Annotated in this window: 23 protein-coding genes; 11 read left to right on the top strand and 12 right to left on the bottom strand. The window is 65.6% G+C overall.

The window, feature by feature from the left end:
* Positions 1 to 152: 152 nt before the first annotated feature.
* From AC6CR5_RS20135 to AC6CR5_RS20155, 5 genes are all read right to left on the bottom strand, one after another.
* Entirely contained in the window at positions 153 to 1679 is a 1527-nt protein-coding gene (locus tag AC6CR5_RS20135; RefSeq protein ID WP_006389558.1) for a tripartite tricarboxylate transporter permease, read from the bottom strand.
* On the bottom strand, positions 1676 to 2113 hold the full coding sequence (locus tag AC6CR5_RS20140) for a tripartite tricarboxylate transporter TctB family protein (RefSeq protein ID WP_006389557.1): 438 nt from the start codon (positions 2111 to 2113) through the stop codon (positions 1676 to 1678). Before AC6CR5_RS20140 ends, AC6CR5_RS20135 begins: the two co-directional genes overlap by 4 nt.
* Before the next feature lie 119 nt (positions 2114 to 2232).
* On the bottom strand, positions 2233 to 3231 hold the full coding sequence (locus tag AC6CR5_RS20145; protein ID WP_498084865.1) for a Bug family tripartite tricarboxylate transporter substrate binding protein: 999 nt from the start codon (positions 3229 to 3231) through the stop codon (positions 2233 to 2235).
* Between the two features lie 112 nt (positions 3232 to 3343).
* Positions 3344 to 4720, bottom strand: a complete 1377-nt coding sequence (locus tag AC6CR5_RS20150; RefSeq protein WP_498085753.1) for a sensor histidine kinase — start codon at positions 4718 to 4720, stop codon at positions 3344 to 3346.
* 97 nt (positions 4721 to 4817) lie between these two features.
* Positions 4818 to 5495: a response regulator gene (locus AC6CR5_RS20155; protein WP_006389554.1), complete on the bottom strand. Its 678-nt coding sequence runs from the start codon at positions 5493 to 5495 to the stop codon at positions 4818 to 4820.
* Positions 5496 to 5986: 491 nt separating this feature from the next.
* Between AC6CR5_RS20155 and AC6CR5_RS20160 the strand changes: the two genes are divergently transcribed.
* The gene (locus tag AC6CR5_RS20160; protein ID WP_173000149.1) at positions 5987 to 7378 is read left to right on the top strand and encodes a ClcB-like voltage-gated chloride channel protein; all 1392 of its coding nucleotides are present in this window, start codon (positions 5987 to 5989) and stop codon (positions 7376 to 7378) included.
* 167 nt (positions 7379 to 7545) lie between these two features.
* Here AC6CR5_RS20160 and AC6CR5_RS20165 read toward each other — a convergent pair whose 3' ends face one another.
* Together AC6CR5_RS20165 and mnmE are read right to left on the bottom strand one after the other, a co-directional pair.
* Positions 7546 to 8016 (bottom strand): GNAT family N-acetyltransferase, encoded by a 471-nt coding sequence (locus tag AC6CR5_RS20165; protein ID WP_054446127.1) that lies wholly within the window; start codon positions 8014 to 8016, stop codon positions 7546 to 7548.
* A gap of 5 nt (positions 8017 to 8021) precedes the next feature.
* Positions 8022 to 9374, bottom strand: coding sequence for a tRNA uridine-5-carboxymethylaminomethyl(34) synthesis GTPase MnmE (mnmE, locus tag AC6CR5_RS20170; RefSeq protein ID WP_049052302.1), 1353 nt, complete (start codon positions 9372 to 9374; stop codon positions 8022 to 8024).
* A 115-nt stretch (positions 9375 to 9489) separates the two neighbouring features.
* Here mnmE and AC6CR5_RS20175 point away from each other — a divergent pair, with 115 nt between their 5' ends.
* The 9 genes from AC6CR5_RS20175 to AC6CR5_RS20215 all read left to right on the top strand — a co-directional run bounded on the left by AC6CR5_RS20175 (position 9490) and on the right by AC6CR5_RS20215 (position 18738).
* Complete coding sequence (locus AC6CR5_RS20175; protein WP_498084866.1) at positions 9490 to 11076, top strand: ABC transporter substrate-binding protein; 1587 nt, start codon at positions 9490 to 9492, stop codon at positions 11074 to 11076.
* Between the two features lie 22 nt (positions 11077 to 11098).
* Complete coding sequence (locus AC6CR5_RS20180; protein ID WP_006389548.1) at positions 11099 to 12073, top strand: ABC transporter permease; 975 nt, start codon at positions 11099 to 11101, stop codon at positions 12071 to 12073.
* Positions 12070 to 12987 (top strand): ABC transporter permease, encoded by a 918-nt coding sequence (locus AC6CR5_RS20185; protein ID WP_006389547.1) that lies wholly within the window; start codon positions 12070 to 12072, stop codon positions 12985 to 12987. The genes AC6CR5_RS20180 and AC6CR5_RS20185 overlap by 4 nt, the downstream gene beginning before the upstream one ends.
* A gap of 11 nt (positions 12988 to 12998) precedes the next feature.
* The gene (locus AC6CR5_RS20190) at positions 12999 to 13994 is read left to right on the top strand and encodes an ABC transporter ATP-binding protein (RefSeq protein ID WP_054499238.1); all 996 of its coding nucleotides are present in this window, start codon (positions 12999 to 13001) and stop codon (positions 13992 to 13994) included.
* Positions 13991 to 15007, top strand: coding sequence for an ABC transporter ATP-binding protein (locus AC6CR5_RS20195; protein ID WP_150101925.1), 1017 nt, complete (start codon positions 13991 to 13993; stop codon positions 15005 to 15007). Before AC6CR5_RS20190 ends, AC6CR5_RS20195 begins: the two co-directional genes overlap by 4 nt.
* A 132-nt stretch (positions 15008 to 15139) precedes the next feature.
* Positions 15140 to 16342, top strand: coding sequence for a M20 aminoacylase family protein (locus AC6CR5_RS20200; RefSeq protein WP_498084867.1), 1203 nt, complete (start codon positions 15140 to 15142; stop codon positions 16340 to 16342).
* Between the two features lie 225 nt (positions 16343 to 16567).
* Positions 16568 to 17482: a TauD/TfdA dioxygenase family protein gene (locus tag AC6CR5_RS20205; protein WP_053499055.1), complete on the top strand. Its 915-nt coding sequence runs from the start codon at positions 16568 to 16570 to the stop codon at positions 17480 to 17482.
* A 31-nt stretch (positions 17483 to 17513) separates the two neighbouring features.
* A complete protein-coding gene (locus AC6CR5_RS20210) occupies positions 17514 to 17699 on the top strand; it encodes a hypothetical protein (RefSeq protein ID WP_024070813.1) in 186 nt (61 codons plus the stop codon).
* A 112-nt stretch (positions 17700 to 17811) separates the two neighbouring features.
* A complete protein-coding gene (locus AC6CR5_RS20215; protein WP_020925776.1) occupies positions 17812 to 18738 on the top strand; it encodes a PLP-dependent cysteine synthase family protein in 927 nt (308 codons plus the stop codon).
* 293 nt (positions 18739 to 19031) lie between these two features.
* On the opposite strand, the gene AC6CR5_RS20220 is transcribed toward AC6CR5_RS20215, so the two are convergent.
* The 5 genes from AC6CR5_RS20220 to rpmH form a co-directional block, all read right to left on the bottom strand.
* On the bottom strand, positions 19032 to 20477 hold the full coding sequence (locus AC6CR5_RS20220; RefSeq protein WP_348994713.1) for a catalase: 1446 nt from the start codon (positions 20475 to 20477) through the stop codon (positions 19032 to 19034).
* A gap of 270 nt (positions 20478 to 20747) precedes the next feature.
* Positions 20748 to 22433 carry a membrane protein insertase YidC gene (yidC, locus tag AC6CR5_RS20225; protein ID WP_026382424.1) on the bottom strand — a complete coding sequence of 562 codons (1686 nt, stop codon included), beginning with the start codon at positions 22431 to 22433 and terminating at the stop codon, positions 20748 to 20750.
* A 48-nt stretch (positions 22434 to 22481) separates the two neighbouring features.
* Positions 22482 to 22805: a membrane protein insertion efficiency factor YidD gene (yidD, locus tag AC6CR5_RS20230; RefSeq protein WP_049077350.1), complete on the bottom strand. Its 324-nt coding sequence runs from the start codon at positions 22803 to 22805 to the stop codon at positions 22482 to 22484.
* The gene (locus AC6CR5_RS20235; protein ID WP_026382422.1) at positions 22802 to 23173 is read right to left on the bottom strand and encodes a ribonuclease P protein component; all 372 of its coding nucleotides are present in this window, start codon (positions 23171 to 23173) and stop codon (positions 22802 to 22804) included. Before AC6CR5_RS20235 ends, yidD begins: the two co-directional genes overlap by 4 nt.
* 44 nt (positions 23174 to 23217) lie before the next feature.
* A complete protein-coding gene (gene rpmH, locus AC6CR5_RS20240) occupies positions 23218 to 23352 on the bottom strand; it encodes a 50S ribosomal protein L34 (RefSeq protein ID WP_003816025.1) in 135 nt (44 codons plus the stop codon).
* A 413-nt stretch (positions 23353 to 23765) separates the two neighbouring features.
* Between rpmH and dnaA the strand changes: the two genes are divergently transcribed.
* Positions 23766 to 25226: a chromosomal replication initiator protein DnaA gene (gene dnaA, locus AC6CR5_RS20245; RefSeq protein WP_200220660.1), complete on the top strand. Its 1461-nt coding sequence runs from the start codon at positions 23766 to 23768 to the stop codon at positions 25224 to 25226.

Genomic DNA, 25226 nt, shown 5'->3' on the forward strand with positions numbered 1-25226 from the left:
GCCGACTGGAAACGCCCCGCCGGGGCGTTTTTCTTTTCATCTGCTCCGCATGTCGCCCATGAAAAAAAGGAGCGCCGCGTCGCTCCCTTGCAATGACCGGTGCCTCGGTCGCAGCTGGCCGGCCTTCGCGGACAGGCCGGCGCGCGGATCCATCACACCGGTTCGGCGACTGCCTTCCTGGCCTTGCGCATACGGCGCAGGAGCTGCGGGACAATCACCACGGCGATGGCCGCGGTCCACAAGGCGATCGCGACCGGGCTGGCGAACAGCACCGACACATTGCCGTCGGTCATCGACAAGGCGCGGCGCAGGTTCTGTTCCATCATGTCGCCCAGCACCACGCCGAGCACCAGCGGCGCCATCGGCACGCCGAACTTGCGCAGGAAATAGCCCAACGTGCCGATGCCTGCCACCAGCAGCAGATCGAAGGTGCCCGCGTTGATCGCATACACGCCGATGTAGCTGATGCACAGGATGCCCGGCACCATCAGCCAGCCCGGTACCGACAGCACTTTCGAGAACAGGCGCACCATCGGCACGTTCATCACGAACAGCAGCACGTTGGCCACGAACAGCGAGGCGATCAGGCCCCACACCAGCTCCGGCTTGGAGTCGAACAGCACTGGACCCGGCGTGATGTTGTAGAGCGTCAGCGCCCCCATCATCACCGCGGTGGTGCCCGAGCCCGGCACGCCCAGCGTCAGCATGGGCACGAACGAACCGATGGCCGACGAGGTGGCGGCGGCTTCGGGCGCCACCAGGCCGCGCATGTCGCCCTTGCCGAACTTGGCATCCGGATCCTTGGCTTCGATGATGCGCTTTTCCTGCGAGTACGCCACGGCCGCGGCCACGCTGGCGCCGGCGCCCGGCAACACGCCGACACCGAAGCCCACCAATGCGCTGCGCACCACGCTCCACCAGGTGAACGCCAGCTCCTTCAAATTGAACAGCTTGCGGCCGCTGGGCTTGACCTCGACGCTGTGGCCCGCCATCACCTTCTCAAGCATTTCCAGCATCTCGCTGACCGCGAACAAGGCGATCACCACGACCACGAAATCGATGCCATCGGCCAGGTGCACGGAGTCGAAGGTATAGCGGTATACGCCCGAGTTCGCATCCACGCCGATGACCGAGATCGACAGGCCGATCATTGCCGCCAGCACGCCCTTGATGGGTTGCTTGCCGAGCAGGCTGGTGAGGCAGCAGAAGGCGAAGATCATGAGCACGAAATACTCGGCCGGACCGAACGCCAATGCCCATTTGGCCAGCAGCGGCGCCAGCAGGATGATGCCCACCACCGACACGATCGCGCCGAAGAAGGCGGACCACGCCGACAGCGACAACGCGACGTTGGCCAAGCCCTGGCGCGCCAATGGATAACCGTCCAGCGTCGTCATGATGGCGCTGGCCTCGCCCGGCACGTTGAGCAGGATCGAGGTGATGCGGCCGCCGTATTCCGCGCCCACGTACACCGCCGCCAGCAGGATCAGCGCGGTCTCGGGCGGCAGGTTCATGGCGAAGGCAATCGGGATCAGCATTGCCACGCCGTTGATCGGCCCCAGGCCCGGCAGCACGCCCACCATGGTGCCGAAGAACGAACCGATCGCGGCCACCAGAATGTTGGTCCACGAGAACGCCACGCCAAAGCCGATCGATAGATGATCGAGGATTCCGCTCATATCAGGTTCTCCAGCAGCCCGCCGGGCAGGACCACGTCCAGCACCTTGTCGAACAGCACGTAGAAGAAAGCGCTCATGACGATGCCGCCAATCGCGCACTTGACCCAGCCGCCGCCGAACAGGCGGCCGACGAAGACCGTCATCAACGCGGTGGCGATGATGAAACCCAGCCACTGGAACAGGAACGCATACGCGGCGGCGAACACCACCATCAACGCGATGCGGCCGTTGGCGCCGGCGGGGTTCGGCTCGACCGCGTTGCCGCCCTTGTAGGCCAGGCGCAGACCGCACAGGCCGATGATCAGCGCCAGCAGCAACGGGAAGGCGCGCGGGCCCACCGGTTCATAGGCGAACGGCGCTTCGATGCCCCACCCCGCCCAGGTCATGAAGGCCGCCAGCGCAAGCGCCGCGATGCCCAGGATTCGATCGTTCATGATCAGCTTTCCGTTGGTAGAAGGACCGCGCGGCGCAAGCCCGCCCCGGCCTCCGGCTGGGAGCCGGCGGCGCAAGGTGCGCGTTCACCCGCGCGCGGTCGGTAGGCAAGCCTTGCGGCTTATTTCTTGACCAGGCCGAAAGAGTCGGCCAGTTCGGCGTATTGCTTGACCTGCTGCTTCACGTAGGCATCGAGGTCGGCGCCGGTCTTGTTGAAGGGGAACAGTCCCTGCTGTTCGCGCAGCTTGGCGAACTCGGGCGCCGCGGCGACGCGATTGAAGGCGTTGACCCAGAACTGGTAGTCGGCATCGGACACCTTGGGACCGACGTAGAAGCCGCGGATGATGGGCCAGACGATGTCATAGCCCTGCTCTTTCGCGGTGGGTACCGTGCCCAGCTTGCCCGGCAGGCGCTGGTCGTTGAAGACCGCCAGCACGCGGATGGGAGCGCCGCCTTCGAGCATGGTGAAGGCCTCGGCGGCATCACCCATGTAGGCCTGGATATGGCCGCCGCGCAGCGCCGTCACGGCCTCGCCGCCGCCTTCAAAGGCCACGAAGCGCATCTTCTTGAAATCGACGCCGGCCGCCTTGGCGGTCAGCGCGGCTTTCATCCAGTCCTGGCTGCCGACGGTGCCGCCGGCGCCCAGCACGATCTTGGTCGGATCCTGCTTGAACGCGTCCATCAGGCCCTTCAGGTCGGTGTACGGCGAATCGTTGCGCACCACGGCCACGCCGTAGTCGGTGCCGATGGCCGCCAGCCAGCGCACGTCGTCGACGTTGTACTTGCCGAACTTGCCTTGCGCCAGGTTCAGCAGCGAACCGCCCGAGAACGCCACGATGGTGCCGGGCTCGTTGGGGTGTTGGGCAACGATGTTGTTGTAGGCCACCGCGCCGATGCCGCCCGGCATGTAGACGATGCGCATGGCGCTCTTGAGCGCCCCGCTCTGCTTCAGGCCCTCGGTGGCCAGGCGGCAGGTCAGGTCGAAGCCGCCGCCGGGTTGGGCCGGCGCAATGCACTCGGGGCGGCGCGGTTCGTCGGCGGCATGGGCGGCGCCCAGGGAAAGGGTGATCGCGCCGAGCGCCGCGACGGCGGCCAGGCGCAGCTTGAGGCTGGTCTGCATTCTTGCGTCTCCGAATTTATAGGTCTAGGCATGGCTGGCGATCGGGGCGGTCTGCCGCCTGGTCGGGCTCCAGCGGATGCAACCGTACAAAATCGAAGCTTTCCAGAACCTTTCAAAAATCGCCATTTTCCTGGTGCGGCGCAACATACGGGACTGTTTCCAGGGAAAACACCAGCACCGCGCGCAAGCCGGCCAAGGGCGTCCGGTTCTCCAGCACCAGGCGGGCGCCCAGCAATCCGGCGATGGTATCGACGATGGCCAGCCCCAATCCGGCGCCGGGCTTGTTCTTGCCGGCCGCGCCCCGGCGGAACCGAACTCCAGCGCGGGCAATGTCCTCGGCCGACATGCCTGGGCCGCTATCCTCCACCGCCAGGCTGGCCTGGCCGGCTTGGCGGCGCACCACCACGGTCACCACGCCGCCCGGGGCGGTGTAGCGGATGGCATTGTCGACCAGGTTGCTTGCCGCCTCGCGCAGCAGCCAGTCCACGCCCTGCACCACCAGCGGGTCGTCGCCGGCATCCAGCCCGATGTCGATCTGGCGGGCGCGGGCGGTCGGCAACAGGGTCCGGATGACCCCGTGGGCCAGCGCGGCCAGATCCACCGGTTCGGCCGCCAGGCCGCCTTCGGCCAGCGAGGCGTCTTTAGCGCGCGCCAGGGCCAGCATCTGGTTGGTGGTGCGTACCGCCCTGTCCAACCCCTCCTGCATCGCCAGAAGGGCTGTACGGACCTCCTGGGGGCATGTTTCGCGCAAGGCATATGCCGTCTGGGTGCGCAAAACCGACAGGGGCGTGCGCAACTGGTGCGAGGCGTCGTCCAGGAACTGGCTTTGGACCCTCGCCTGGGCAGCGTAACGGGCCATGTGGAGGTTTACGGCGGCGACCAGGGGTAGGACCTCACCTGGCATCTCCGACGCGCTGACGGGGCTTAAATCGTCCGCGGAGCGCCTTTCCACTTCCTGGCGCAGGCGCTCCAGGGGGCGCAGGGCCATGAAAACCCCCAGGACGATCACCAGCACGCTGATCAGGATCACGGCCAGGTCGCGTTCGACCGAACGCACCAGCACCTGGTGCAGGAAGGCCTGGCGGCTTTCCAGCCCTTCGGCGACCTGGACGATAACCCGTCCCCCTTTGTTTGCGTACAGCGGTGGATCCATGGCCCGCGCCAGCGCGGCCACGCGTACGGAAGCCCCCTGGTAGGTGGCGTAGAAGAACTGCGGTTCGCCCGAAACCAGCGGCTGGGCCGGCATCGGCAGCCCGGGATGGCCGATCTCGGCCAGGCCGTCCTCGGTGGCCACGCGGTAGAACACGCTGCCATTGGCCGTCAACTCGAAAAATTCCAGCATCAGATACGGCTGCTCCATGGCTAATCCACCGCTGGCTGTGGATATGTTGTGGTCGATCGCGCGCAGCGCGCCGGCAAGCGAACGGTCGTAGGCAATGTCGACCTGGTTGCGCAGCTGGTGGTTGGACAGCCACAGGGCGCCCATCATCACCAGGACCAGGGTGGGGATCAACCACCAGAGCAACTGCGTTTTCAGGGTGCGATTGCGGTTTTTTTTCCTGGAAACCGGGGTTTTTTCCGGAAAACTAGTTGTCAACAGCGTTCTCCAGGCAGTAGCCCATGCCCCGCATGGTGGTGATCTGCACGCCGGTTTCCGCCAATTTCTTGCGCAGGCGGTGCACCAGCACCTCGATGGCTTCGAGGTTGATGTCGGCATCGTCGGTCACGATGCGGTCGAGGATCTGCTGCTTGTTGATGGGTTCGCCGCTTTTCTGGATCAACACCCGCAGTACGGCGTGTTCACGTGGGGATAACTGCAAAGCCTGTCCCGAGACCGTGAACTTTTGCCCCGAAGTCTCGAAAACCAGGTTTCCCAGGGTGAGTCGCGGGTGTTCACGGCCACGGCTGCGACGCACCAGTGCGATCAGGCGCGCTTCCAACTCTTCCACAACAAACGGTTTCGGCAGGAAATCGTCCGCGCCTTCGTGAAGTGTCCCTATTTTTTCGGCCAATGAATCGCGCGCGGTCAGGACCAGCACCGGCGTGCGGTCGTCCCGCGCGCGGATCTTCGCCAGCAAGGTATGGCCATCCATGCCGGGAAGTCCCAGGTCGAGGATGACCGCATCGAATTCTTCGACGGCCAACCTTCTTTCGGCGACCAATCCGTCGTCAGCCCATTCGACAACGAAGCCCGCATGTCGGGCCAGGCTTCTGGACAGCCAGCGGGCAAGTTCCGCTTCGTCTTCTATCAGGAGGATGCGCATGGACGGAGTCCGGGGGGGCGTGGCTGGGGGATAGGAGAAAGCATGTTTGTCTTTTCCCTGTATTTCTCTTTATATAAAGACTAATGATTAATAAGGCCTGTGGATAACTACCTTAACCTTGGAAACCCTTTTTTTTTCATCGACTTGCGGCCGTTTTTGGCTGTGCAAGAACTCTGTGTGGAAAAAGAGCCGAAGTTGGACAAGATTTCCGACCTCGTCCAAAACCCCCGCTTGTTCAACTCGCCTCCACACAATGTGCACAACCTGCCGCCTTAGGAGTTATCCACAGCCCTCTTCTGCCAAACCGGGTCGGGCAGCGGCACTTTTACCCCGAAAAAACGCTGGTTGCCTACCCTGGTTTTCGCCTCTTTGCAGGCCCGTAAAGGCCCCTGGAGGCGTTGCCCGAATCGGCCATGTGAGGGGTGGCGTCCCGCCGTGGTTGACGTCCGGCTGAACAAAAAGTGAGCAGGTTTCCGCCGTAGAATCCGCCCATGGCAAGACAACTCAGAATCAAGAAACCGGCCTGGGCAACCTGGCTGAGAGGCCGTTTGCTGGCCGACAATCTTCCTGCGACGCTGTGCGCGGCAGCCCTGATGGGGCTGGCCGGCGCGCTGGCAACGGTGATCTTTCGGGAACTGCTGGGCTGGATTCAGATGCTGCTGGGCGGGGTCGATTCGCCGCATGGCATGGTGTCGCTGGCGCGCGGCATGTCGTCCTGGGAACGGCTGCTGCTGCCGGCGGCCGGCGGCGCGATCGCCGGGTTGATCCTGCAGGTGGCCGCTCGCCGGCTGCCGCCGCGCGGGGCCGCCGACTATATGGAGGCCATTGCCATTGGCCGCGGCGTGATCGGCTTTCGCCAGACCGTGGCGCGTAGCATTTCTTCTTTGTTTTCAATCGGTTCCGGGGCTTCGATTGGCCGCGAAGGGCCGATGGTGCAGTTGGCGGCGATGTTCTCGTCGTTGTCGGGCCGCTACCTGGTGCTGCCGCCGCGGCATCTGCGGCTGCTGGTGGCGTGCGGCGCCACCGCCGGGATCACGGCCGCCTATAACGCGCCGATTGCCGGCGCGCTGTTCATTTCCGAGATCGTCTATGGCGCCATAGCGTCGGCCACCCTGGTGCCGCTGGTGGTGTCATCGGTGGTCGCCAACATCGTGACGCGCCAGATCCTGCACTATGACGCGGTGTTCCATATGCCGCCGTTCGATTTCGTGTCGGGCTGGGAAGTGGCCAATTACCTGGGGCTGGGCCTCATCGCAGGGATGGTGGCGCCGCAATTCCTGCGGTTCCTGGATGCATCGAAGGCGCTGTTTCGTCGGCTGACGCTGCCGTTGTGGGCCAAGATGGCGCTCGGCGGACTGGTGGTGGGCGCCCTGTCGGTGTTCAAGCCCGAGGTCTGGGGCAACGGCTACAGCGTGGTCAACAGCATGTTGCACACGGAATGGGCCTGGCAGGCGGTGGCGGCGATCCTGCTGTTCAAGATCGTGGCCACCGGCGCCAGCGTCGGTTCCGGCGCGATCGGCGGGGTATTCACGCCGACGCTGTTCGTGGGGGCTGCCGTCGGCGCCCTGTATGGTTCCGGTTTGCATGCGCTGTTTCCCGCCGGCGACCTGTCCGCGGTATCGAGCTACGCGGTGGTGGGCATGGGGGCGCTGCTGGCGGCCACGACCTACGCGCCGCTGATGTCGATATTGATGATTTTCGAGATGACGTTGAGCTATGAGGTGATGTTGCCGTTGATGCTGGCGTGCATCACGGGTTTTGTCATTGCGCAGCGCATCCGGCCGGATTCGGTGTACGCGAAATCGCTGGCGAGCAATCGCATTGCGCGCGAGACGTTGACAGCGGCGCCAATGCTTCCGACGGATAGGCCGCGGCGTTCTTGATCTGAAATTTTGGCCAAAAACCTCTTGAAAATAGGGGTGAGCAAAAGCTCATATTTTTCCCGAGGTGTTTTTCAATAGCGTGCAGATTGGTGTTCCTTGAAGGAAGCTGGCTTGCCTGACTGTCACTGAAATCGAAAAGTGAGCTATTGCTCATTTATTGTGGTCGGTCAATCCAGGTTTTTCGTCATGAACACGCGCTTCAGGCCGATCTCTTCGGCGCGATGCGTCTCGACATAACCATAGCGCTGATAGATGGCGATGTTCTCGCTCATCGCTTCCTGCGTGTACAGCCGGATGCGCGGATAGCCCGCCTGCCGCGCGATGGTTTCCGCCCATTGCATCAACGCGCGGCCATAGCCGCGCCCTTGCGCGCCGGGTGACACCGCCACATTGTCGAGCAGCAGGCAATCCGCTTCGCGCACCAGGACCAGCACGGCCTGGATACCGGTGTCGTCCTCCAGCACCTGCGCCTGTCCCTGCGCGATGCGCACGCGGTAATCGTCGCGCATCGGTCCCGGCGTGGCGCCGATGCGCGCCACGTAATGACGGTAGGCGTCGTGGACGATACGTTCGACCGCCGCCAGGTCATCGACCGTCGCCAGGCGGATCCGGTGAGGTGTGCTGGCGGGAGCGGCCATGAGCGCTACTTCCCGATGCAGAAGCTCGAGAAGATCTCGCCCAACAAATCATCGCTGGTGAACTTCCCGGTGATGCTCGACAGGCTGTCATGCGCCAGCCGCAGTTCCTCGGCGAACAGGTCCAGCACGCGGTCGTCCTGTTCGGCGTGTTCCGCGGCCAGCGCCAGGTGATCGGCGGCATCCTGCAGCGCGTGCAGGTGCCGTTCGCGCGCCAGCCAGGGCGACTCGGCGCCGGGATTCCAGCCGGCGATGCGTAGCAGCTCGGCGCGCAGCGCGTCCAGGCCCGCGCCGCGCTTGGCCGAGATGCCGAGTTCGCCGGGGCCGGCCGCAAAGGCTGTGGATAACAGGTCCACCTTGTTGAAAACCTTCAGCACTGGCGTGCGCGGCGGCAGGCGAGCGGTGATCTGCGCGTCCAGTTCGTCGCCGGGCTGCGTGGCGTCCTGCAGGTGCAGGATGACGTCGGCGCGCTCGATTTCCTGCCAGCTGCGGGCGATGCCGATGCTTTCCACGGTGTCCTCGGTTTCGCGCAGGCCGGCGGTGTCGACGATGTGCAGCGGCACGCCGTCGATATGGATCTGTTGCACCACTTTGTCGCGCGTGGTGCCGGCGATCGGTGTGACGATGGCAACGTCGTCGCCGGCCAGGGCATTGAGCAGGCTGGATTTGCCGACGTTGGGCTGGCCGGCCAGCACCACATGCAGGCCTTCGCGCAGGATCACACCCTGGCGCGCCTGGGCGATGAGATGGGCGAGGTCGCCGGCCAGCTTTTGCAGCGTGGGGCGCGCCTGGTATTTCTCGAGGAAGTCGATTTCCTCTTCGGGGAAATCGAGCGTGGCCTCGACCAGCATGCGCAGGTGGATGATGCGGTCGGACAGGTCGTTGACGCGCGCCGAGAAGTCGCCCGACAGCGACGCCATGGCGCCACGCGCGGCGGCCACCGACGAGGCTTCGATCAAATCGGCGACGGCCTCGGCCTGCGCCAGATCCATGCGGTCATTGAGGAACGCGCGGCGGGTGAATTCACCCGGCTCGGCCAGCCGCAGGCCCAGGTCGCGGCCCGCCGCCAGGCAGCTGTCGAGCACGCGGCGCAGGACCGCGGGTCCGCCGTGGCCCTGCAGTTCCAGCACGTCTTCGCCGGTGTAGGAATGCGGCCCCTTGAAGTACAGCGCGATGCCTTCGTCGAGCAGTTCGCCATCGACCGCCTTGAACGGCAAATAGTGCGCGTGACGCGGCGTGAGTTCGCGCTGGAACAGGCGACGCACCAATTCGGACAGGTCCGCACCAGAAACGCGCACGACACCGATGCCACCTCTTCCGGGGGCGGTTGCAATGGCGGCAATAGGGGCATGGACGGACATATCGGGGACAACGCGAGGCAAGGACAATAGGGGAATATAACTGTTGCGCGGGGCCTTGTTTGCTGGTTAAGGTGCGCCAGAGGTTTAAAACCCGAAACAACCCTGGGAGATCATGATGGCATCTCGGTTTTCGCGTGTGTTGGCCTGTGGTTCGGTAGCGGTTCTGCTGGCCTTCGGCACCCTCAATTCGGCGCTGGCGCGCGACCTGGTGATCGGGCTGAAGACCGAGCCATCATCGATGGATCCGCAGTACCACGCGTTGACGCCGAACACCCAGATCTCCCAGACCATTTTCGACACGCTGGTGGCCACCGACGCGCAGCTCAAGCCGGTGCCGGCGCTGGCCGAGTCCTGGACCGTCGATGGCAAGGTGTGGACCTTCAAGCTGCGGCCCGGCGTGAAGTTCTCCGATGGGTCGCCGTTCACCGCCGAGGACGTGGTCTTCACTTATGACCGCGTGCCCAAGGTGCCGAACAGCCCGTCGCCGTTCACGCTGTACCTGGGCTCGGTGGCCAAGGCCGAAGCGGTGGATCCGATGACCCTGCGCATCACCACCAAGGAAGTGGCGCCGAACCTGCTGGTGAACCTGGCGCAGTTGCCCATCATGTCGAAGAAGGCCGCCTCCGGCCCCGCGGCCGAAGGCAAGACCACCACGGAATTGAACAGCGGCGACGGCCTCATCGGTACCGGCCCGTACAAGTTCGTGTCGTGGAAGCGCGGCGCCGAATTCGTGCTGGCGCGCAATGAAAACTACTGGGGCAAGAAGCCCGTGTGGGACAAGGTGATCTATCGCCCGATCAGCAATGCCGCGGCGCGCGTGGCGGCCCTGCTGGCCGGCGACGTCGACATGATCGAGGATCCCCCGACCGATGACCTGCCCAAGCTCAAGGGCGACAAGAAGTTGTATGTCGAAGAGACGCCGTCGGTGCGCGTGGTGTACGTGGCGCTGGACCAGTACGCCGAGCCCTCGCCCGGCATCCAGGGCACCGACAAGAATCCGTTGAAAGACAAGCGCGTGCGCGAAGCGCTGTCGCTGGCCATCAACCGCGATGCGCTGGTCGAGCGCGTGATGGGTGGCGTGGCGCTGCCCGCCGGCAACCTGCTGCCCTACCCCATGTTCGGGTCGAGCAAGGAGCATTCCAAGGCGCCCAAGGCCGATGTCGAAAAGGCCAAGGCGCTGTTGAAGGAAGCCGGCTATCCCAACGGCTTCTCGATCACGCTGGGCTCGCCGTCGGGCCGCTACGTCAACGATTCCAAGGTGGCGCAGGCCATCGCGTCGATGTGGACCCGCGTGGGCGTGAAGACCAGCGTCGACGCCATGGCGCCGCCGGTGTTCTTCAAGAACCGCGACAGCTACGCGTTCTCGGCCTACCTGGCCGGCTGGTCGGTGACCAGCGGCGAGATGTCGAACGCGCTGACCTCGCTCCTGGTGACGCGCAATCCCGAGGCGGGCCTGGGCACTACCAACCGCAGCCGCTACTCGAATCCCAAGATGGACGAGCTGGTGAAGGAAGCCTCGTCCACCATGGATGACGCCAAGCGCGCCGAGCTGCTGTCCAAGGCCAGCAACATCGCGATGGATGACTACGCCATGCTGCCGGTGCACTTCGAGTTGTCGGTGTGGGCGATGAAGAACGACATCCGCTTCCAGGGCCGTCCCGACCAGGTCACGCTGGCGCAGTTCGCTACGCTGAAGAAGTGACGCACGTCGCGGGCGGTATCCTGTGCTAGCGACAATCGTACGAAGGCTGCTGCAAACCATCGTCGTCATGCTGGTCATGTCGGCGCTGGTCTTCGCCGGCATCTACATGGTCGGCGATCCGGTGTCGATGCTGGCCAGTCCGGAGGCCACCGAGGCCCAACGCGCCGCCATCCGCGCCTCGCTGGGCCTGGACCTGCCGCTGTGGCGGCAGTACCTGATCTTCATGGGCCAGGCGGTGCGCGGTGATTTCGGCAACAGCTTCCTGACCGGCGAACCGGCCATGCGCCTGATCCTGGAGCGCATGCCGGCCACGGTCGAGCTGGCCTGTGTGGCCATGCTGCTGTCGGTGCTGATCGGCGTGCCGCTGGGCATCATCGCGGGCCTCAAGCCCAAGGCGGCCGGCTCGCGCGCCATCATGACGGGATCGGTGCTGGGGTTCTCGCTGCCCAATTTCTGGGTGGGCCTGATGCTCATCATGGTGTTCGCGGTGATGCTGGGCTGGGTGCCGGCCGGCGGCCGCGGCCAGACCGTCAGCATCGGTTCGCTGCAGTTGAGCGTGCTGACACTGGATGGCTGGCTCAGCCTGGCCTTGCCGGCCGCCACCATCGCCTTCGCCAAGTGCGCCATGATCATCCGCGTGACCCGCGCCGCCACGCGCGAGGCGCTGCCGATGGACTACATCAAGTTCGCGCGCGCCAAGGGCCTGTCGGAAAAGCGCGTGCTGGGCGTGCACCTGCTCAAGAACATCCTGATCCCCGTGGTGACAGTGGCGGGCCTGGAGTTCGGCCAGGTGATGGCCTTCGCGGTGGTGACCGAGACGGTGTTCTCGTGGCCCGGCATGGGCAAGCTGCTGATCGATTCCATCATCAACCTGGACCGGCCGGTGGTGGTGGCGTACCTGCTGCTGATCGTGTTCTTCCTTGTGATGCTGAACCTCGTGGTGGACATCATCTATACGGTGCTGGATCCCCGCGTACGCCTGGATAGCCGCCGATGACCGCCCCCGTGACTGCTGCCGTACCCGCCGCCGCCAGGGAACAGACGCCGTGGCGCCGTTTCGTGGGCGATTTCTTCGCCAGCAAGCTGGCCACGCTGGGCCTGGTGATGCTGGTGCTGATCGTCGGCGCCGCTTTGTTGGCGCCTTGGATCGCGCCGCAGAATCCGTATGACCTGGCATCGCTGGACATCATGGATTCCAAACTCAAGCCCGGCAGCGAAAGCGGCGACGGCAGCATGCATTACTGGCTGGGCACCGATGGCCAGGCGCGCGACTTGCTGTCGGCGATCCTGTACGGCATGCGCACCAGCCTGCTGGTGGCCACCGTGTCGGTGCTGGCGGCGTTCGGCATCGGCGCCACCGTGGGCCTGATCGCGGCGTACTTCGGCGGGCGCATCGACGCGCTGCTGATGCGCATTGTGGATATCCAGTTGTCGTTCCCGGCGATCCTGGTGGCGCTGATGCTGCTGGCGATCCTGGGCAAGGGTGTGGATAAGGTGATCATCGCGCTGATCGTGGTGCAGTGGGCCTATTTCGCCCGCGCCGCGCGCGGCGCCGCATTGGTCGAACGCGGCAAGGAATACGTCGAGGCGGCGCGCTGCATGTCGCTGTCGTGGGGGCGGGTATTGTTCCGCCACGTGCTGCCCAACTGCATGCCGCCGCTGATCGTGATCGCCACCATCGACCTGGCGCACGCCATCGCGCTGGAAGCCACGCTGTCGTTCCTGGGCGTGGGCGTGCCGGTGACCGAGCCGTCGCTGGGCATGCTGATCTACAACGGCTTCGAGTATTTGCTGTCGGGCCAGTACTGGATCTCGTTCTTCCCCGGCATCGCGCTGGCGCTGGCCATCATCGCCATCAACCTGGTGGGCGACCACCTGCGCGATGTGCTCAACCCGCGCCACGCGAACTGAGGGCGGACGCGATGCAGATACAAGCTGTGGAAAAGTCGCCGGTCCTCGATGTGCGCGGACTGAAGACGCATTTCTTCACTCGCAACGGCGTGGTCAAGGCGGTCGATGGCGTCGACCTGACGGTGGCCGAGGGCGAGATCCTGGGGCTGGTGGGCGAATCGGGTTCGGGCAAGAGCATCACCGGTTTCTCGCTGATGGGCCTGCTGGACGAGCCCGGCCGCATCGTCCAGGGCGAACTGCGCCTGAACGGCGAGGACCTGCGCGGCGCGTCGCCGGCGCGTTGGCGGCAACTGCGGGGCCAGGAGATCGCCATGATCTTCCAGGACCCGATGATGACGCTGAACCCGGTGCTGCGCGTCGATACGCAGATGATCGAAGCGGTGCAGGCGCATCACAAGGTGTCGCGCGAACAGGCGCGTGAACGCGCCCTGCAGACGCTGACGATGGTCGGCATCCCGTCGCCGCAGGAACGCCTGCGTGCCTATCCGCATCAGTTGTCCGGCGGCATGCGGCAACGCGTGGCGATCGCGATTGCATTGCTGAATTCGCCGCGCGTCATCATCGCCGATGAACCCACCACGGCGCTGGACGTGACCATCCAGGGGCAGATCCTGTTCGAAGTGCAGAAGCTGTGCCGCGAGACCGGCACCGGCCTGGTGTGGATCACGCACGACCTGGCCGTGGTGGCGGGCCTGGCCGACCGCGTGTCGGTGATGTACGCCGGCCGCGTGGTCGAGACCGGCAGCACGCGCGATGTCATCAGTCATCCGATGCATCCGTACACGCACGGCCTGATCGCCTCGATTCCGACGCCGGAATCGCGCGGCCGGCCGCTGGTGCCGATTCCCGGCATGACGCCGTCGTTGCTCAACCTGCCGCAGGGCTGTGCGTTCCGCGGGCGCTGCCCGCGCGCCAGCGAGGCCTGTCTGACCGAACCGCAGCCCGTGGAGGTGCGCCCGGCGCAATGGGTGCGCTGCTGGCATGCCGGCGCGCCGGAGGTCCAATGAACGCCGCTGATCGCAACGCCGCCCCCATCCTGTCGCTGCGCGGCGTGGAGCTGCGCTTCACGCAACGCGTGGACCTGGCCGGCCGCATCGCCAACCTGCTGGGCGCGGGTTTGAAGACGCAGGTGGTGCACGCCGTGGCCGGCGTGGACCTGGACGTGCAGCCGGGCGAGGTCATCGGCATCGTCGGCGAATCCGGCTGCGGCAAATCGACGCTGGGTCGCATCGTTTCGGGCATCCTGCCGCCCTCTTCCGGTGAGGTGCGCTACCAGGGCCAGGCGGTGAAGGCCATGGCGGGCCCGCAGCGGCGCGCCTACGAGCTGGGCGTGCAGATGATCTTCCAGGACCCTTACGCCTCGCTCAACCCGCGCATGCGGGTGCGCGAGATCATCGGTGAGGCGCCGGTGGCGCACGGCCTGATCCGCGCGCGCGACAAGGCCGAGTACGTCGCCGGCCTGATGCGCCAGGTGGGGCTGGACCCGGCCTTCGCGCAGCGTTATCCACACCAGTTCTCGGGCGGCCAGCGCCAGCGCATCGGCATCGCGCGCGCGCTGGCGCTGAAACCCTCGGTGATCGTGTGCGACGAGGCCGTGGCGGCGCTGGACGTGTCGATCCAGGCGCAGGTGCTGAACCTGTTCGAGCAACTGCGCGACGAGCTGGACCTGACGTACCTGTTCATCAGCCACAACCTGAGCGTGGTGAGCCATATCTCGGATCGCGTCGCCATCATGTACCTGGGCCGCGTGGTCGAACTGGCGCCGACCGATACCGTGTTCCAGCGCGCCAACCATCCGTACACGCAGGCGCTGCTCAAGGAACTGCCGACGCTCACACCGGGGCGCCGCAGCTACCAGCCGATCAAGGGCGAGCTGCCGTCGCCGCTGGATCCGCCCGGGGGCTGCGCTTTCCATCCGCGCTGTCCACACGCCATGCCGCGCTGCAAGACCGAACGGCCGTTGCTGCGCGAGGTGGCGCCGATGCAGTTCAGCGCCTGCCACCTGAACGACGCGCGCTAGCGCCAATCCGTAACAACGCTGGACGCGGCCGGCGACGGGCGCGAGAATTTTCCGATACGCTGTCATACGACATCCGTTCTCTCGTTTGCGTCCTGTCCTTTCCGCCCTATTCCCTTCCGCCTATCCACCGCCATGAAAATCCTAGCCGAAATCGAACGCGCCCACGGTGAGCTGACCGAACTGCGCCGTGACATCCACGCCCATCCCGAGCTGGCCTTCCAGGAAACTCGCACCTCCAGCCTGGTGGCCGAGCGCCTGCGCCAATGGGGGCTGGAAGTCCACACGGGGTTGGGGAAAACCGGCGTGGTCGGCGTGCTGCGCGCTGGCAGCGGCGGCAAGACCATCGGCCTGCGCGCCGACATGGACGCGCTGCCCATGCCCGAGCACAACCGCTTCGCGCACAAGTCCACCATCAGCGGCCGCATGCACGGCTGCGGCCACGACGGCCACACCACGATGCTGCTGGGCGCGGCGCAATACCTGTCCACGCATCGCGATTTCGACGGCACCGTGGTGTTCATCTTCCAGCCGGCCGAGGAAGGCGGCAACGCCGGCGCGCGCGCCATGATGCAGGATGGACTGTTCGAGAAATTCCCCTGTGACGCGGTGTTCGGCATCCACAACATGCCCGGCATGCCGGTCAACCAGTTCGGCTTTCGCGCCGGCCCCACCATGGCGTCGAGCAACCGCTGGGACATCGTCATCAAGGGCGTGGGCGGCCACGCCGCGCAGCCGCATGCGTCGGTCGACCCGATCATCGTCGCGGCCGACATGGTGCACGCGCTGCAGACGGTGATTTCGCGCAGCAAGAATCCGCTGGAGCAGGCGGTGCTGTCGATCACGCAGATCCACGCCGGCGACGCCTACAACGTGATTCCCGGCGAAGCGGTGCTGCGCGGCACGGTGCGTACCTATTCGGTGGAGGTGCTCGACAAGATCGAGGAAGACATGCGCCGCATCGCCACCACGCTGCCGCAGGTGTACGGCGGCACCGGCACGCTGGACTTCGTGCGCGCCTATCCGCCGCTGGTGAACTGGGAAAAGGAAACCGCGTTTGCCGCGCAGGTGGCCGAGGACACCTTCGGCGCCGAGAACGTGGTGCGCGACATGCCTCCCTTCATGGGCGCCGAGGACTTTTCCTTCTTCCTGGAAGCCCTGCCCGGCACCTACCTGTTCCTGGGCAACGGCGATGGCGACCATCGCATGGAGAGCTATCACGGCATGGGGCCCTGCCAGCTGCACAATCCGAACTACGACTTCAATGACGCGCTGCTGCCGGTCGGCGCGACGTATTGGGTCAAGCTGGTCGAGGCCTACCTGCCCAAGCACAAGTAGCGCGCCACGGCGCTTCAGGCATTGCGGTTATTTGCTTATGCGCCATGCCGCCACAAACCGCCCGCTTGCCCCGGGCGGTTTTTCTATATGACGCCAGGCTTTGTTCAAACGCCGATAACTTCGTTTGAGATACAAGGCGCGCTTTCCATAATCGATCATTCCTGATCCATCCGCGGATGGATCTCAGCGCCGGCGGCAACGCCGCCACGCCAACCGGAGTGACCGATGTCCCAGAGCAACGCCGTGCGGCGCGAAGAGGCCGCCCCCGTCCCGCCGCGCCCGGCCGCGCAGGCGTTCGAGCTGCGGCCGCTGCCGGGCCCGGTGGGCGCCGAACTGATCGGCCTGGACCTGGGACAAGAACTGTCGCCCGCCGACTTCAAGCGCGTGCACCAGGCGCATCTGGACCACCACCTGCTGGTGTTCCGCGACCAGCGCATCACGCCGCAGCAGCACATCGACTTCAGCCGCCGCTTCGGGCCGCTGATGATCCACGTGCTGCACCAGTTCCACCTGGCCAATCATCCCGAGATCCTGATCGTCTCCAACATCGTCGAGAACGGCAAGCCGGTCGGCCTGGGCGATGCGGGCAAGTACTGGCATTCGGACATCTCGTACAAGGAACTGCCCAGCCTGGGCTCGCTGCTGCATGCGCAGGAATTGCCGGCGCAAGGCGGCGACACGCTGTTCGCCAACATGCACCTGGCCTATGACACCTTGCCCGCCGCGCTGCGCAACGCCGTCCAAGGCAAGCGCGCGGTGCATTCGTACCTGGCCAAGTACGGCCAGCTGCAGAAGGAAGGCAACTGGCGGCCCAACCTGAGCGCGCAGCAGGTGGCGCAGGTGCAGGCGGTGTCGCATCCGGTGGTGCGCACCCATCCCGAGAATGGCCGCCGCGCCCTGTTCGTGAGCGAAGGCTTCACCACCCACATCGAAGGCCTGCCGGAAGACGAGAGCCGGCAACTGCTGGACGAACTGTTCGCGCACAGCGTGCGGCCCGAACACATCTACCGCCACCGCTGGCAGCCGCACGACCTGGTGTTCTGGGACAACCGCTCGCTCATCCACCTGGCGGGCGGCACGCCCGACCACCTGCGCCGCAAGCTGTACCGCACCACGATCGAGGGCGACGTGCCGTTCTAGGCCGATGCGCGACTTATCCACAAGGAACACCATGAATCTGTCACCTGACCTGCGCGAACGACTGGTTCGCACCGCCACCGCGGCCGGCGTGGCATTGGCGTTGGCCCTGGTGGCCCTGGCCTCGCCCACGCCCGCGCTGGCGGCTGACGGCGCCCATGCCGCGCCGTCGCAGCCCGCGGCTGTCGCGCCGTCCGACATCGCGCCCCGCCGCGACTGATCGGCGCGCGCGCCGACCTGTGGATATCCCAGCATCCCTAAAATAGTCCGGTACGCGGCAACCACGCCCCCGGCATCCGCCGGATGCGCGCGGGGCATCCACCGGACTCGACATGCTGGCAACCTCTTCGATTGAACTCATCGGCAACACCCCCCTGATCGCGCTGAGCCGCGCGCACGATGGCCCTGGCCGCATCGTGGCCAAGGCCGAATTCCTGCAGCCGGGCGGCAGCGTCAAGGATCGCGCCGCCAAGGCCATCCTGCTGGCCGCCCGCGCCGATGGGCGGCTCCGGCCCGGCATGCCGGTGATCGAGATGACCAGCGGCAACATGGGGGCGGGCCTGGCGGTGGCCTGCGCCGCGCTGGGGCATCCGCTGGTCGTCACCATGTCGGCGGGCAACAGCCCCGCCCGTGCCCGCATGCTGGAAGGACTGGGCGCCGAGGTGGTGCTGGTGCCGCAGGTCGATGGCGCCCCGGGGCAGGTCACTGGCGCCGACGTCGAGGCGGCGGCCCGTGTCGCCGCCGAGTTGGCGCGCGAGCGCGGCGGCTTCTACGTCGACCAGTTCAACGCGGTTGAATGCATCACCGCGCACGAGACCGGCACCGGCCGCGAAATCCTCGAACAATTCGGCGCCCCCTTGGATGGCTGGGCCGCGGCCGTCGGCACCGGCTGCACCTTCATGGGCGTGGCGCGCGCGCTCAAGGCGGCCAGCGCCGCCACCGTTTGCGCGGCGGTCGAGCCGCTGGGCTGCGAAGTGCTGGCCGGCGCGCCGGTGACCAAGGCGCGCCACCTGATCCAGGGCACCAGCTATGGCGCGGTGCCGCCGCACTGGGATCCGTCCCTGATGGACCTGAGCATTGCGGTCACCGATGACGAGGCGCAGGAATGGCGGCGCCTGCTGGCCGTGCGCGAGGGGCTGTACGTGGGTTATTCCGCTGCCGCCAACGTGTGCGCGGCGGCCAAGCTGTTGCGTTCGGGACGGCTGCGCCCGGATGCGGCGGTGGCCACGGTGCTGTGCGATACCGGCCTGAAATACTAGGAAAGCGGGTTTTCCACAGCCTTCACGGGGAAAGCTATCCCCAGCGCCTGTGGAATTCCTGTGGATTGCCTGTGAATTGGCTGTGGACGAATGGGGATAACTTTTCGCCGCCCAGTTGTGGAGAAGTCGCTTGCGGCGGTTTTCGGAGCAAAACGCAGGCGAAAACCGCGGGCGCGGCCACCAAGAATGGGCGCGGAAGCAGGCGGAAAACGCACGGCAGGCAAGAAAACGGGCGGCCCGCGGGCCGCCCGATGCGTGTTGCGCGGCGCGTTGGCCGCGCCGGGGCGCCGCCCTTACAGCTTCAGGCCCAGTGCCTTGGCCACGCCCGCCGCGTAGGCCGGATCGGCCTTGCGGAAGTGTTCCAGCTGACGGCGCTGGATTTCCTCGGGCACGCCGGCCATGTGGCGGCCGATGTTGCCGAACAGCAATTCCTGCTGCGCCGGCGTCATCAGGCGGAACAAGGCGCCCGGCTGCGAGTAGTAGTCGTCATCGACGCGGTGGTTCCAGCGCGCGGCGGCCTGGCCGTCCAGCGGTAGCGGCGGCTCGCCGGCCGACGGGGTTTCCTTCCATTCGCCGGCGCTGTTGGGCTCGTAGTTGAGCGTGCCGCCGGCATTGCCATCCACGCGCGCCGCGCCGTCGCGGTGATAGCTGTGGAACGGGCAGCGCGGCGCGTTCACCGGGATCTGGTGATGGTTAATGCCCAGGCGGTAGCGGTGCGTGTCGCCGTACGAGAACAGGCGGCCCTGCAGCATCTTGTCCGGCGAGAAGTCGATGCCGGGCACCACGTTGGCGGGCGTGAAGGCGGCCTGCTCGACCTCGGCGAAGTAGTTCTCCGGGTTCTTGTTCAGTTCCAGCACGCCCACTTCGATCAGCGGGTAATCGCCGTGCGGCCACACCTTGGTCAGGTCGAACGGATTGATGTGATAGGTCTCGGCTTCGGCCGCGGGCATGATCTGCACCTTCAGCGTCCACTTCGGGAAGTTGCCCTGCTCGATGTTGTCGAACAGGTCGCGCTGCGAGCTCTCGCGATCGTGCGCCACGACCTGCGCGGCTTCCTCGTCCGTCAGACAGGCGATGCCCTGCTGCGACTTGAAGTGGAACTTCACGTAGAAGCGTTCGCCTTCGGCATTGACGAAGCTGAAGGTGTGCGAGCCGAAGCCATGCTGCTGGCGCAGGTTGGCCGGAATGCCGCGGTCGCTCATCAGGATGGTGACCTGGTGCAGCGATTCGGGGCTGAGCGACCAGAAATCCCAGGCCGCCGTGGCGCTGCGCAGGTTGGTCTTGGGGTCGCGCTTCTGGGTGTGGATGAAGTCGGGGAACTTGAGCGGGTCGCGGATGAAGAACACCGGGGTGTTGTTGCCGACCAGGTCCCAGTTGCCTTCGTCGGTGTAGAACTTGATGGCGAAGCCGCGCACGTCGCGCTCGGCGTCAGCGGCGCCGCGTTCGCCGGCCACGGTCGAAAAACGCAGGAACAGCGGCGTCTGCTTGCCGACCTTGGAGAAGATGCTGGCGCGGGTGTACTTGGTGATGTCGTGGGTGACGGTGAAGGTGCCGTAGGCGCCCGAGCCCTTGGCGTGCACCACGCGTTCGGGGATGCGTTCACGGTCGAAATGGGCAAGCTTTTCTATCAGCCAGAAGTCCTGCAACAGCGCCGGGCCGCGCGGACCGGCGGTCAGGGTGTTGGTGTTGTCGGCCACCGGGGCGCCCGAGGCGGTGGTCAGATGCTTCTTGTCGGTCATGGCACACACTCCCTACGTAATTCCTGGAATGCGCGGCGCCGGGGCCGCGCAACGTGATCGGATACCGTCCCGGAACATTGCCGGCCGGGGGATATCTCCGACACATCATAGGGGTCATTGTTTGCAGTGTGAAGTTGATTGATCCATCAAATTTGATTGAAAATAACTATCACTGGTGTGACCTGACGCGCATCGCCGTCAAACCCGCGTGCAACCTGGACGAAAAAAAGCCGGCCCCAGGGGGCCGGCTTTTCATGGCGCGAGCGGGAATCAGCGATTCGCCGCGGCTTCCGTCTTGCGCTGCATGGCGCGGGTGATCGACCACTGCTGGGCGATCGACAGCGTGTTGTTGACGCACCAGTAGAGCACCAGGCCGGCCGGGAAGAAGAACATCATCCCGCCGAACACCAGCGGCATGATCATCATGACCTTGGCCTGGACGGGGTCCGGGGGCGTCGGGTTCAGCTTGATCTGCAGGAACATGGTGGCCATCATGATGGCGGGCAGGATGAAGTACGGGTCGCGGATCGACAGGTCGTGCACCCACAGGATCCACGGCGCGCCGCGCATTTCCACGCTGGCCAGCAGCACCCAGTACAGCGAGATGAACACCGGGATCTGCACCAGCATCGGCAGGCAGCCGCCCAGCGGGTTGATCTTCTCGGTGCGGTACATCTCCATCATGGCCGCGTTGAGCTTCTGCTTGTCGTCGCCGTACTTTTCCTTCAGGGCCTGCAGGCGCGGGGCGACCTGCTTCATGCGGGCCATGGAGCGGTAGCTGGCGGCGGCCAGGGGGTAGAACAGCGCTTTGATCAGCACGGTCAGGGCGACGATGGTCCAGCCCCAGTTGCCCAGGATGGAATGCAGCCAGGTCATCAGCGTGAACAGCGGCTTGGCGATGATGGTCAGCCAGCCGTAGTCGACCACCAGTTCCAGGCCGGGGGCGAGCGCCGCCATGGCCTTCTGGTCCTGCGGGCCGACCCACAGGTGCGAATCGACGCGGGCGGCGGCGCCCGGGGCGATCTCGCCGACGGCTTCGATGGTGCGGGCGGCGTACAGGTTCTTCTGCACTTCCAGCACTTCGTTGTTGCGCGGCTTGCCTTGCGGCGGCACCCAGGCGGTGGCGAAGTAGTGCTGCACCACGGCGATCCAGCCGTTGTCCGCCTGCTTGATGTAGTTGGCCTTCTTCTTCTCAATGTCGGCGAAGGTCATCTTCTGGAACTTGTCCTGTTCCGAATAGACGGCCATGCCGGTGAAGGTGTGATAGAAGCTGGAGGTGTCGGCCGGGTCGTTGCCGTCGCGCTCGAGCTGCAGGTACAGCGCCGGCGTCACGGGGGCGGCGCCGACGTTGGCCAGGTCGTGGCGCACGTCGATGTCATAGCGGCCGCGATGCAGCGTGAAGGTCTTGGTGACCTTCACGCCACCCGATTCGGCTTCGAACGCCACCGCCAGGCTGTCGCCAGTCATCTGGCGGTCGGTCGAGACCACGCGGAACGGCGTCTGGTGGGTGGGGAAGTTCTGGCCATTGGCGGCGCCGACGACGCCGGTCTGGGCCACGTAGTTCAGGCCCGCGGTGCGGTCCAGCAGCACGGTGGGCTTGTCGGCCTGGCCGGTGGCCGGGTACTTCAGCAGCTCGGCGCGCACCAGTTGGGCGCCCAGCGTGTCGAAGGTCAGGCGCAGCACGTCGGTGGTGATGACGACTTCTTCCGAGCGCGTCGGCACCGGCGCGGCGGCGCCCGGCACGGCCGAGGGCGCGGCGGCGGTCGCCGGCGGCGCATTGGGCACCGAGGGCGTCGCGTTGTTCGCGGCGGCCGGCGTGCCGTTGGCGTTCGTGCTGGCCGTGGGCGTGGGCGCCCCGAACAACGACGGTTTGCCGTTATGGATCTGCCAGTTGTTCCAAAGGAGCAACAGCGAGAAGGAGAAAATCATCCAGAGGACGGTTCGTCGGATATCCATGGTGCCTACTGAAGTGAATACGGGCCAGCAAAGCCCGCCAGTTTAGCGTCAATCATGCTCGGTGCGGTGGCCATGGGAGCAGCAGGCCCCGCGCTTGGTTCCCTTGTCGGCGGGAACCGGGTCCCAGCCGCCGGGCGACCAGGGGTGGCAGCGGCCGATGCGTCGCAGCATCAGCCAGAAGCCGCGCCAGGGCCCGTGGCGTTCGATCGCCTCGATCGCGTACGCCGAGCAGGTCGGGGTGAAGCGGCATTGCCGGCCGATCCAGGGGCTCAGGAAAAACCTGTAGAACCGGATCGGGGCAATGAGTATTGCGGCCCCCACGGAACGCCCGCGCTGCGCGCGGCCTGCCTGCCGGGGGGATGGCCCGTTCATCGCGCGATCCGCTCGAAGTGAGCGTCCGCTTCGGCCCGCGCCGCCTGTTTCAGCGCCGTGAGCGTGGCGGGCGTCACCTTGCTGTGCAGCCGGACGACGTAGTCTTTCGCCGGCAACCCGAGCCGCCGGTGGCGGAAAGCCTCGCGGATGACCCGCTTGAGGGCGTTGCGCGTGGTGGCGTGGGCGGCGAAGCGCTTGGCGATCACCAGGCCCAGCCGGGCACAGGGAGCCTGGCCGGGAGGCAGATCGTTGGAAGCGGCGCTCACAACGAAAAACGCCCCTCGGGCCAGACGCCGGCCTTTGAGGGCGGCGGCGAACTCGGAGGGGCGATGCAGCCGCGCCTCCGGCGGAAGCGTGGCGCGCGGCATGGACTGCGGGTCAGCGGGTCGGGTGTCTGCGCAGAAAGCGAGACTTAGACGGCCAGACGCTTGCGGCCCTTGGCGCGGCGAGCGTTCAGGATGGCGCGGCCAGCGCGGGTCTTCATGCGCACGCGGAAACCATGGGTGCGCTTGCGGCGGGTAACGGAAGGTTGGTAGGTGCGTTTCATGGACGATCCACAAAAAGAACAAAAGTCAGAAGGGACCTGCCCGGAGGGTTCCTGGTCGCAAATCCGGTAGCGGGTATCTAGTAAGCGTTTCGCTGCGAATCGCATGTGATATGCGGATTCACCGGCAAAGACAGGCTTGTAGACGGGGCTCTGGTCCGGGCAATACCCGGGCGACCTATTCAGCAAGGCACAGTTCCGGGGGCGGGGTAAGTGTAACCATTACCCTATTACCCGTGTGAACCTGGGCCTTCTGCGAAACCTTCTGACAGACAGAATTCGGAAAAGCCCACCATTTCAGCAAGTTTTCCCTGTCTTGTCAAATAGTTAAGGGGGCGGATTGTGCACGTCCATGCCCTACCCTGTGGATAACCCGTGCCCAGGCAAGGTAGAATCGAGGTTTGAATAAGAGCGACATGAAAGAATTCTGGCAGACCTGCGTCAGTCGTCTTGAGCAGGAACTCCCCCCCCAACAAATCAGCGCGTGGATACGACCGCTGGTCCCGCTTGCGTATGACGAGACGCAGGCGGTGCTGCGCGTTGCCGCCCCCAACCGGTTCAAGCTGGACTGGGTGCGCAAGAACTTCTCCCACCAGATCGAAGCGTTGGCCGCGGAGTGGTTCGAGCGTCCGGTACAGGTCCTGTTCGAATTGCCCACGCAAGGCACCACCCCGCGCATGCCGGTGGCGCCGGTGCGCGCGCAGCCGCCCGTGCAGACCGCGCCTTCGGCCGCCACGCCCCTGGGCGGCGCGCCGCCACCCGGCATGCCGGCGCCGCCCGCCGCGCCCGCACCCGTCGCGACCACCGCGGCGGCCGCGGCCGTGAACGCGGACGCCGCCAACATCGTGTACGAGCGCTCGCGCCTGAACACCGACCTGACCTTCGAGAACTTCGTGACGGGCAAGGCCAACCAGCTGGCGCGCGCCGCCGCGCTGCAGGTGGCCGAGAACCCGGGCACGTCGTACAACCCGCTGTTCCTGTACGGCGGCGTGGGCCTGGGCAAGACTCACCTGATCCATGCCATCGGCAACGCCATGGTGGCGGCGGGCACCGGGGTGCGCGTGCGCTACGTGCATGCCGACCAGTACGTGTCCGACGTGGTCAAGGCGTACCAGCGCAAGGCGTTCGATGACTTCAAGCGCTACTACCATTCGCTCGACCTGCTGCTGATCGACGATATCCAGTTCTTCTCCGGCAAGAACCGCACGCAGGAAGAATTCTTCTACGCGTTCGAAGCGATGGTGGCGCAGCGCAAGCAGATCATCATCACCAGCGATACCTATCCGAAGGAACTGTCGGGCATCGACAGCCGCCTGATCTCGCGCTTCGATTCCGGCCTGACGGTCGCGATCGAGCCGCCCGAACTCGAAATGCGCGTGGCGATCCTGCTGCGCAAGGCCGAGTCCGAAGGCGTGCCGATGCCCGAGGAAGTGGCGTTCTTCATCGCCAAGCACCTGCGCAGCAACGTGCGCGAACTCGAAGGCGCGTTGCGCAAGGTGCTGGCCTACGCCCGCTTCCATGGCCGCGACGTGCTCACCGTGGACGTCTGCAAGGAAGCCTTGAAGGATCTGCTGTCCGTGTCCAACGGCCAGATCACCGTCGAGAACATCCAGAAGACGGTGGCGGATTTCTACAAGATCAAGGTGGCCGACATGTATTCGAAACGCCGGCCGGCCAATATCGCTTTGCCGCGCCAGGTCGCCATGTACCTGGCCAAGGAGCTGACCCAGAAAAGCCTGCCGGAAATCGGCGATCTGTTCGGTGGCCGTGACCACACCACCGTGCTGCACGCCGTGCGCAAGATTTCCGACGCCCGCGCCAAGCAAGCGGAGCTCAACCATACCCTGCACGTGTTGGAACAAACTCTAAAAGGATGA

The organism is Achromobacter sp. EG18 (assembly GCF_059759395.1).